Here is a 9,906-nt window from a genome sequence, read left to right on the forward strand (position 1 = left end):
AGCGGCGCCCTGACCCGCGCCACCGGCGAGTGACGCGGGCGGCCAGGTGACCGCGCGCCAGGTGACGCGGGCCAGGGAAGCGGGCCAGGTGACGCGGGCCAGGGAAGCGGGCCAGGTGACGCGGGCCAGGTGACCGCGCGCCGGGTGGCGCGGGCCGAGGCACCGTCAGGCGGGCGACGCCGGTAGGTCACGCCTCCAGGCGCGGCAGGTTGCTGCTCGCCACCAGGGTCCGGATGGCGCGCAGGGCGACCGAGAGCGTGGCGAGGTCGAAGTTGTCGCTCTCCCAGATCTCCGACAGCGTCTGCCTGGCGCGGCCGACCGCGGCCGAGTTGGCCTCGCTCCAGCGGGCCAGGCGTTCCTCCGGCGACACCCCCGGCGCGCCGCTGACCAGAACGTCGCGGGTGAGGGAGGCGTGGGCCGCGTAGAGGTCGTCGCGCAGCGCCGAGCGGGCCATGGCGTTCCACCGGTTGTCGCGCGGCAGGGCGATGACGCGTTCCCTGAGCCGGGCCAGCTGGAGGCGGTCGGCCAGGTCGAAGTAGACCTCGGCCACCTCGTTGACCGGGCGGCCCGTCGCCGCCGCGATCTCCACCAGGTCGAAGGTGGAGTAGGCGGGCACCATGGCCGCCACCCGCTCGGCCAGGTCCACGGGGACGCCCCGGGCCACGAACGAGTCGCGGCGCTCCTCGAAGGCCACCAGGTCGGGGCCGGTGAGCATCTTCGGGATGTGCGACAGCAGGCCGTTCACGCCCTTGACGAAGAAGCCCACCGAGCCCGCCAGGTCGAGCGGCGGACGGCGGTTGCTGAGCAGCCAGCGGGTGCCGCGCTCGGCGAGCTTGCGCGCCTCCAGGAGCATGGCGATCTGCGTGGCCGTGTCGACCATGTTGTCCAGCGACTCCACCTGCCGGTAGAAGCTGGCCAGGTCGAAGACCTCGCGGGCGACCAGGTAGGCGCGGACGGTGTCGGGCGTCGAGGCGCCTGTCTCCTCCGCGAAGCGGAACATGAACGTCGTGCCCATGGAGTTGACCAGCTCGTTCACCACGCAGGTGGTGATGATCTCGCGGCGCAGCGGGTGGGCGTCCATGTACGGCCTGAACCGCTGGCGCAGCGCCGACGGGAAGTAGGACACCAGCCACGAGGCCAGGAACGGGTCGTCGGGCAGGTCGGAGCCGAGCAGCTCGGCGTCGGCCACGAGCTTGGTGTAGGCGAGCAGCACGGAGAACTCGGGCGCGGTCAGGCCCAGCCTGGCCTGGCGGCGCTCCGCCAGCGTCTTGTCGGACGGCAGGAACTCCAGCTCCCGGTTGACGAGCCCCTCTCGCTCCAGCCGCCGCAGGTAGCGGGCGTGGATGTGGAGCATCTCCACCGCCTGGGCGCGGGCCGCGGCGAGCACCACGTTCTGGGCGTAGTTGTCGCGCAGCACCAGGTCGGCCACCTCGTCGGTCATCGACGTGAAGACCTGGTTGCGCTGCTTGTCGGTCAGCTCGCCGTCGCGTACGACCTGGTCGAGCAGGATCTTGATGTTGACCTCGTGGTCGGAGGTGTCCACCCCGGCCGAGTTGTCGATGAAGTCGGTGTTGACCAGCCCGCCGTTGAGCGCGAACTCGATGCGGGCGAGCTGGGTGAAGCCCAGGTTGCCGCCCTCGCCGACGACCTTGCAGCGCAGCCGGCCCGCGTCGATGCGGAGCGGGTCGTTGGCCTTGTCTCCGACGTCGGCGTTGGACTCGCCGCCGGACTTGACATAGGTGCCGATGCCGCCGTTCCACAGCAGGTCGACCGGGGCCCGCAGGATAGCGCTGATCAGGTCGTTCGGCGCCATCGACGAGACGCCGGCCGGCAGGTCGAGCGCCTCGCGCATCTGTGGGGTGATCTTGATCGACTTGGCCGTGCGCGGGAAGACGCCGCCGCCCTCGGAGATCAGCTCGGCGGAGTAGTCGGCCCAGGAGCTGCGCGGCAGCTCGAACAGGCGCTGCCGTTCGGCGTAGGAGGTCGCGGCGTCGGGCGTGGGGTCGATGAAGACGTGGCGGTGGTCGAAGGCGGCGACGAGCTGGATGTGCCGCGAGAGCAGCATGCCGTTGCCGAACACGTCTCCCGACATGTCGCCGATGCCGGCGACGGTGAAGTCCGTGGTCTGGACGTCCACGCCCATGGTGCGGAAGTGGTACTTGACGGACTCCCAGGCGCCGCGGGCGGTGATGCCCATGGCCTTGTGGTCGTAGCCGATCGAGCCGCCGGAGGCGAAGGCGTCGCCGAGCCAGAAGCCGTAGTCCTTGGCCACGCTGTTGGCGATGTCGGAGAACGTCGCGGTGCCCTTGTCGGCGGCAACCACCAGGTAGGGGTCGTCGCCGTCGTGCCGGACCACGTCGGGCGGCGGGACGACCTTGCCGTCGACGAGGTTGTCGGTGACGTCGAGCAGGCCGGAGATGAACGTCCGGTAGCAGGCCACGCCCTCGGCGAGCACGTCCTCCCGCGACCCGGACACGGGCGGACGCTTCACGACAAATCCGCCCTTGGAGCCAGTCGGCACGATAACGGTATTTTTCACCATCTGCGCCTTGACCAGGCCGAGGATCTCCGTCCGGAAGTCCTCCATCCGGTCCGACCACCGCAACCCGCCCCTGGCCACCTTGCCGAAGCGCAGGTGCACGCCCTCGACCCGCGGCGAGTAGACGAAGATCTCGTACTTCGGCCGCGGCAGCGGCAGCACGCTGATCGCCTCCGGGTCGAACTTCAGCGAGATGTACGGCCTGCGCCGCCCGCCCACCGTCTGGAAGTAGTTGGTGCGCAGCGTCGCCTGGATCATCTCCAGGTAGGCCCGCAGGATCCGGTCCTCGTCGAGCGAGGCCACCTCGTCCAGTGCCCCCAGGATCTCCTCGACGAGGGCCTCGGCCAGGTCGACGCGGACGTCCTCGGAGCGCCGCGGGTCCAGCCTCGCCTCGAAGAGCCGCACGAGCAGCCGCGCCAGCCGGACGTTGCCGGTCAGCACCCGCTCCATGTAGCGCTGCGAGTGGGTGCTGCCCGCCTGGCGCAGGTATTTGGCGTAGACCCGCAGGATCTCGGCCTGCTCGTAGGTCAGCCCGGCGCGCAGGATGAGCGCGTTGAAGTTGTCGGCCTCGATCTCGCCCTTCCACAGCGCGATCAGGCCGTCCTGGAAGAGCCGCTTGAAGTCGTTCCTGTCGACCTCCTCCGACGGGGTGAACCGCAGCCCGAAGTCGTAGATCCAGGCGTTCTTGGTGGACGGGTCGTTGTCGATGTCGATCTCGTACGGGCGCTCGTCCACGACCTCCACGCCGAGCCGCTGGATCAGCGGGAGCGCCTTGGACAGCGAGATGGGCGAGCCGACCTTGTAGATCTTCAGCCGCCGCTCCCCCTCCGCGGCGTCGTACGGCTCGTACAGGTTGAGCTCGACCCCGTCGTCGCCGGAGCCGAGCAGGAGCTCCAGGCGGCGCAAGTCGACCACGGCCATCTTGGGCGGGAAGTCGGCCTTGTACCCCTCGGGGAACGCCGACTGGTAGCGCCTGATGAGCCGGGGGGCCTCCTCCTCGCTGCTCATCTCGGTCAGCGCGGCGGCCAGATCGTCCTCCCAGGACCGGGTGATCGCGGCCAGCCGCCCCTCCAGCTCGTCCAGGTCGACCTGCGGCGGCGGGAGCTGCCTGCCGCGCTCGCCGCGCACGACCAGGTGCAGCCTGGCCAGCGCGGACTCGCCGATCATCGCGCTGTAGTCGAGCGTCGTGCCGCCCAGCGCCTTGAGCAGCACCTCCTGCATCCTCAGCCGCACCTGCGTGGTGTAGCGGTCGCGGGGCAGGTAGATCAGGCAGGAGATGTAGCGCCCGTAGTCGTCGCGGCGCAGGAAGAGCTTGACCTGCTTGCGCTCGCGCAGCCGCAGCACGCCGAGCGCGATGGGCAGCAGCTGGTCGATCGAGGTCTGGAAGAGCTCGTCGCGCGGGAACGTCTCCAGGATCTCGATGAGGTCCTTGCCGTCGTGGCTGTCGGCGTCGAGACCGGCACGTTCCAGAACGGCGGGCAGCTTGCGCCTGAGCACCGGGATCCGGGAGATCGACTCGTTGTAGGCGACGTGCGTGAACAGGCCGAGGAAGCGGCGCTCGCCGATGACCTCGCCCTCGGGCGAGAACAGCTTGACCCCGATGTAGTCGAGGTAGGCTGCCCGGTGGACGGTGGCGCGGGAGTTGGCCTTGGTGATGATCAGCAGCTGCTTCTCGCGGGCCTTGGCCCGCACCTCCGGCGGCAGCACGGAGAAGCTCTCGGAGCCGATCTTGTCGTCGCGCAGGATGCCGAACGCCGTGCCGGGCAGCGCGTGCAGCGCGTCGCCCTGGTCGGTGGTCTCCAGCCGGTATTCGCGGTAGCCGATGAAGGTGAAGTGCCCGTCGGCCAGCCAGCGCAGCAGGTCGAGGCTGTCCTCGACCTCCGCCGGCGGCAGCGGCGGCGGGTTCACCGACAGGTCCTCGGCGGTCTGCACGGCCAGCGCCCGCATCTTGGCGAAGTCCTCGACGGCGTGCCGCACATCGGTCAGGACCCGCTGGAGGTCCTCCTCCAGCTGCTTGAGCACCGCCGGATCGGCCTGCCTGTCGATCTCGATGTGCATCCACGACTCGGCCATCATCTGGCCGGTGACGTCCTCCTGGCCGGGGCCTAGCATCCGGCCCGTCATGTCGCGCCGGACCCGCATCTGCGGGTGGACCACCAGGTGGATGCCCACGTCGTGCCTGTCGAGCTCCATCGTCACCGAGTCGACCAGGAACGGCATGTCGTCGGTGACCACCTCCACCACCGAGTGGCCGGGGTCCCAGCCGTTCTCCTCGAGCGTGGGGGTGTAGGCCCGCACGACGGCCCTGCCCTGAGGGCGCACCTCGGCCAGCTGCTTCTGCGACATCGCCGGACCGTAGACGTCGACCGGGTTGCGGTCGAGGAGGTCCTCGGGGGCGACGTGCCGGTAGTAGAAGCGCAGCAGGGCCAGGGCCTCCTCGGGACTCACATGGTCGCTGCCTGCCGCGCAGCGCTGCGCGGCCCGTTGAAGCAACTCGTCCTTGGCCTCGTCGAGCGGCATTTCGCTCTCACTCCTTTGTGAGGGTTTGCCATACATGTTCATAGCCAGGCCCTTAGTTCCCACAGCAGCGGGAAGTAGTGCAGGCGCGTCCTACCGCGCAGATAGGGGGCGCCCGTCGAGCCGCCTGTGCCCGACTTGGTGCCGATCTGCCGTTCGACCATCTGGACATGTCTCGTCCGCCACTGCGCGGCGGTCTCATCGTGTGTCAGCAGATCCTCGGCCAGTTGCCACAGGTCGTCGTAAGACCTGCGGTCCCTCGCCACGGCCAGCAGTGACTCCATGATCTCGTCGTCGGAGACCGGCAGGCCACGCTGGGAGAGGGCGGTGACATAAGCATCCCACAACGTGGGCTCCTCCAGCCTGCGCCGCAGCCTGGCGAGTCCGGCCTCGTCGGCGTCCCTGAGCCGGGCGAGGTAGCCGTCGTCCTTCAGCCCGGACAGGAACTCCAGCTCGCGGAACTGCACGGACTGGAACCCGCTGGCCGGAGCCAGATGGGCGCGGAAGGCCAGGAAGTCCTGAGGCGTCATCGTCTCCAGGACCTCGACCTGCTGGACCAGCACCCTCTCCACCGAGTGCACCCGCCTGAACTGGTGCCTCGCCTGCCACAGCTCACCGCCGAGCATGGCGTCGCGGGCGTTCTCCAGCTCGTGCAGCAGCAGCTTGAACCAGAGCTCGTAGACCTGGTGGATGGTGATGAACAGCAGCTCGTCCGGAGCCTTCGACTGGGGCCGCTGCTGGGAGAGCAGCTCGGGCAGGCGGAGATAGTCGCCGTAGGAGAGCCTGCCGCCCTCCTCGCCGAACCGTCTGTCCGGGGGGACGGGCGCGCCGGCGTTGTGCCCCACCGAACACACCTCCCCCAAGTTCGTCCGGGCGTCACTGACCGGACGTACGCCTTGCCGTACCGATATCACCCGAAAAGGGCGAAGTCGTCAACGCGACATCGACATCGGGGGGTCGTCTTCGGAGGCGGAGGGTTGGTGCTTCAGCTCGTCGAGCTGGCCGGGTACCTCGGCCAGCTCCTTGAGCTCCTGCTGGCATGACGCGCAAGTCTCGAGGTGGCGCTCGAACGCCTCGATCTCCTCTTCGTCGAGGACGCCAAGGGCGTAGGCGGCCACCTCCTCGTGCATCAGCCGGCTACCCCCTTGTCCCGCAGAAGTTCACGGAGAGCCCGGATGCCGTAGTAGAGCCTGGACTTCACCGTGCCCGGCGGGATCCCGAGGATTTCCGCCGCTTCACTTATCGTACGGTCCCTGAGGTAGGTCTGCTCAATGACTTCGCGGTGTTCTTCGGACAGGCTGCGGAGCGCGTCGGCGACCACGATCGCCGATAACGCCCGATCCGCCCCGTCGGGGACGGCCAGCATGTCAACTTCGGGGGGTTCGACCTCGTGGGGCCGGACACTTTTGCGCCGGCGCCCGTCAATCACGATGCGACGGGCCACTGTCAGCAGCCACGCCCAGATGAGGCTCGGTTCCCATTGCAGTCTTGCCGAGTTACGCCAGGCGCGGACGATCGTCTCCTGCACGACGTCTTCAGCCCATTGAAGATCGTTACCAGTCGACTTGCGTATGTGGCGCAGCAGAGGGCCGCCGAACTCCTGGTAGAGCACCGCGATGCGGTGCTCCGCCTCGGCATCCGCACTCTCGAACCTGCCGTCGAGGTGACTTAGCACGGGGCACATCTTTACACCTTTGTTATGAGTCCGGTAGCCACTCCGATAACTCCAGTCATTTGTGACTATTCATCGCTATGACTGAACCGGTCACCAGGCCGCCGCGTACCTCCGACCATGCACAGGCTTCTTCGCGGTGAGGTCCTCATGTTCGGCGGCTTCGCCGTGGCCGCGGCGGTGACGATCCTCCTGGTGATGCCACCCGCGGCCCGGCCCGTGTCCGCCGAGTGGTCGGTGCTGCCCTCCGGTCCCCTGGGCCCGGCCGACCGAGACCTTCTGGTCAAGGTACGGCAGGCGGGTCTGTGGGAGATCCCGATGGGCCGCCTGGCTCAGGATCGCGCCGATTCCCAGCGCGTCAAGGAAGTCGGGATGCATCTGGTGGAGGACCATACCAAGCTCGATCTGGTCACCCGCCAGTACGCCGCCCGGCTCGGCGTGCCGCTGCCCGACGTCCCGAGTCCGGATCAGCAGAGCTGGATGGCCCAGCTCGGCGCCCAGACCGGCTCCGCGTTCGACAAGGACTTCGCGCAACTGCTGCGCGCCGCCCACGGCAAGGTCTTCTCCGTCGTGGCGGACGTGCGGGCCGGCACCCGCAACAGCGAGATCAGGAGGTTCGCCCAGCACGGGTTGGGCGTGGTCATGAAGCACATGACGCTGCTCGAGTCCACCGGGCTGGTCGACTACGACGAACTGCCCGAACCCCCGACTCCCTCGGCCACTCCACCCGCCCCCGCGGCGGTCGATCCAAGGAGACAACCATGAGTAGTTCGAGACGCCTGGCCGCGGCCTTTTCGGCCCTGGCCGTGGTGGCCGGGGGCCTGGTGTCCGCGGCCGTCATCAGCGTCGGCCCGGCGATCGCGGATCACTGCGAACCCGGCCAGGGTCAGCAACAGCAGGAGCAGCCCGAGCGCCGGCAGCGCGGGCAGGACCAGCAGGATCCCAACGGACAGGACGACCAAGGCCAGCAGAACCCCGACGGGCAGGACAACCAGAACCAGGACCCGAACAACCAGGACCAGAACCAGGACAACGGCAACCAGAACCAAGACCAGAACAACAGGAATCAGAACGACCAGAACCAGAACCAGGACGGCAACCGAAACCAGGACGACGGCCAGAACCAGAACCAGGACCGCAACCGGAACCAGGACGACGGCCAGCGGCAGGGAGGCGACCAGCAGCTCTCCGGCGGCGGCACCCTCGCGCAGGACCCGGCCCAGGACCCGAACAACCAGAACCCCGACAACCAGGACCAGCAGAACCAGAACCCGAACCGCAACAACCGGAACCAGGATAACGGCCAGCAGGACCCGAACAACCAGGACCAGAACCAGGACAACGGCGACCAGAACCAGAACCAGAACAACAGGAACCAGAACCAGGACCCCGACGGCCAGGACGCGCAGGACCCGGACGCGCAGGACCCGAACGCGCAGAACCAGCGGCAGCGCCGCCGCGGCGGGAACAACCAGAGCCCCAGCGCCAGCCCGTCGCCCACCAACACCGCCGGTGAGGGCGAGAACGACTGCGCCGACCTCGGCCCGTTCCTCAAGGACTTCGTCGACATCCGTCAGGTCCAGCCCAACTCGCTCGACGCGCAGCAGCGTGGCAGGGGCGGCGCCCGCGGCTCGTTCGTCTCGCGCTGCGGCACGAACCAGAACGGCCACAACAACCCGGACAACTTCATCGTCGCCCCCGGCGTGTCCAACGGCGCCCACCACCTGCACGACTACGTCGGCAACGTCTCGACGGACGCCTTCTCGACCGACCAGAGCCTGGCCGCGGCCGGCACCACCTGCCGGCTGAACGACCAGTCGACCTACTTCTGGCCGGTCCTGCGGGACCGCAAGGTGGACGACAACATCCAGGACCCGGACGGCAACGTCGGGCGCGTGCTGCGGGCCCGGTCCGTGTCGCTCGAGTTCCGGGGCAACTCGAACTCCAGGGTGAGCCCGATGCCGAGGTTCCTGAGGCTGATCACCGGTGACGCCAAGGCGGCCACGAACGGCGGCGGCAACGCCCGCGCCGCGTGGACGTGCACCGGCTTTACCAACCGGATCACCACCAAATACCCGCTTTGCCCGCGCTCCAGTCAGGTGGTGCGTATCCTGGACTTCCCAAGCTGCTGGGACGGCCAGAACACCGACAGCGCCAATCACCGGACGCACGTGGTCTTCCCTGACCAGGGCGGCGGCTGTCCCCAGGGCACCAGGGCGATCCCGCAGCTTCGGATGACACTCACGTACTCCGTACCACAGGGTCCGTCGTTCGCTCTGGACGCGTTCCCCGAACAGCTGCACAACCCGATCACCGACCACGCGGACTTCGCCAACGTCATGCCCAACCGGCTGATGCGCTTCGTGGTCGACTGCATCAACCGGGGCCGCCGCTGCTGACCTGACTCCGCGCCGATCCGGCCGCCCGCCCCGGTCACACCGCCCAACCGCCCACCGTCCCGCCGCATCGGGGCGGGGGGCGGGATCGGGCGGGCGATCAGGACGGGCGGCAGAGGCAAGCCTGACCCCTTCCGAGTCGCACCCTCAACCGACCTTGGAGGGAACCGAATCGATGCTCCACAGACGAACCCCCCGTCATGCCCCCACCAGGCTGGACACGCGCAGGTTCAGACTCGTCGCGAGCGCGGCCGTCGCGGCGGTGGCACTGTCCTTGTTCGCCCTGGCCAGGACCGAGCGTGGCATGGCCATGGTGGCCCGGGGAGTGGCCTTCCTCGAGTTCTACGCGGGCGTGTTCGCGCTCGTGCTGTTCACCGCGACCGTCGGGCTCGGCCTGCTCACCACAGAGCGGGTCTTCCTCTCCCCCGCCAATCGCGTCAGGGCCCAGCTCGCGCACCGGGCCACCGCGGTCATCGGCCTGGGCTACCTGGCCACCCACGTGACCCTCATGATGACCCTCGGCCACGTGCCCGTGACCGCGCTCGTGCTCCCCACGGCCGGGATCTGGGTGGGCCTCGGCGCCATCGCCTGCAACCTGATGATCATGGTCATCGCGACGGGCGTCATCCGCGGCCGGTTCGCGGTGACCGGCCGGCCGTGGATGTGGCGGCTGCTGCACGGCGGGGCCTACCTGGCCTGGCCGGTGGCGGTCCTGCACGGCCTGACGGCCGGGCGGCCCGCCGCCGGCTGGGTGGCCTGGTCGTACGCGGCCTGCCTGGCGG

The 9,906-nt window shown here is 68.9% G+C and carries 7 protein-coding genes; 3 read left to right on the top strand and 4 right to left on the bottom strand.

Translation table 11 applies throughout. From position 1 onward, the window contains the following. Positions 1-187: 187 nt before the first annotated feature. The 4 genes from DQW85_RS33270 to DQW85_RS33285 all read right to left on the bottom strand — a co-directional run bounded on the left by DQW85_RS33270 (position 188) and on the right by DQW85_RS33285 (position 6,731). Complete coding sequence (locus tag DQW85_RS33270) at positions 188-5,059, bottom strand: NAD-glutamate dehydrogenase (RefSeq protein WP_113703741.1); 4,872 nt, start codon at positions 5,057-5,059, stop codon at positions 188-190. Between the two features lie 38 nt (positions 5,060-5,097). After that, positions 5,098-5,901 (bottom strand): tryptophan 2,3-dioxygenase, encoded by an 804-nt coding sequence (locus DQW85_RS33275; protein ID WP_113703742.1) that lies wholly within the window; start codon positions 5,899-5,901, stop codon positions 5,098-5,100. A gap of 87 nt (positions 5,902-5,988) precedes the next feature. After that, positions 5,989-6,186: a zf-HC2 domain-containing protein gene (locus tag DQW85_RS47780; protein ID WP_113703743.1), complete on the bottom strand. Its 198-nt coding sequence runs from the start codon at positions 6,184-6,186 to the stop codon at positions 5,989-5,991. Beyond that, positions 6,186-6,731 carry a sigma-70 family RNA polymerase sigma factor gene (locus tag DQW85_RS33285; RefSeq protein ID WP_113703746.1) on the bottom strand — a complete coding sequence of 182 codons (546 nt, stop codon included), beginning with the start codon at positions 6,729-6,731 and terminating at the stop codon, positions 6,186-6,188. The genes DQW85_RS47780 and DQW85_RS33285 overlap by 1 nt, the downstream gene beginning before the upstream one ends. 117 nt (positions 6,732-6,848) lie before the next feature. Here DQW85_RS33285 and DQW85_RS33290 point away from each other — a divergent pair, with 117 nt between their 5' ends. From DQW85_RS33290 to DQW85_RS33300, 3 genes are all read left to right on the top strand, one after another. After that, on the top strand, positions 6,849-7,493 hold the full coding sequence (locus DQW85_RS33290) for a DUF4142 domain-containing protein (protein ID WP_113703744.1): 645 nt from the start codon (positions 6,849-6,851) through the stop codon (positions 7,491-7,493). Beyond that, positions 7,490-9,127 (top strand): DUF1996 domain-containing protein, encoded by a 1,638-nt coding sequence (locus DQW85_RS47190; RefSeq protein ID WP_113703745.1) that lies wholly within the window; start codon positions 7,490-7,492, stop codon positions 9,125-9,127. The genes DQW85_RS33290 and DQW85_RS47190 overlap by 4 nt, the downstream gene beginning before the upstream one ends. Before the next feature lie 172 nt (positions 9,128-9,299). Continuing rightward, positions 9,300-9,906, top strand: a 607-nt coding sequence (locus DQW85_RS33300) for a hypothetical protein (protein ID WP_205315597.1), incomplete at its 3' end; no start/stop codon positions are given.

The sequence above is a fragment of the Nonomuraea lactucae genome, assembly GCF_003313395.1.
GTDB lineage: Bacteria > Actinomycetota > Actinomycetes > Streptosporangiales > Streptosporangiaceae > Nonomuraea > Nonomuraea lactucae.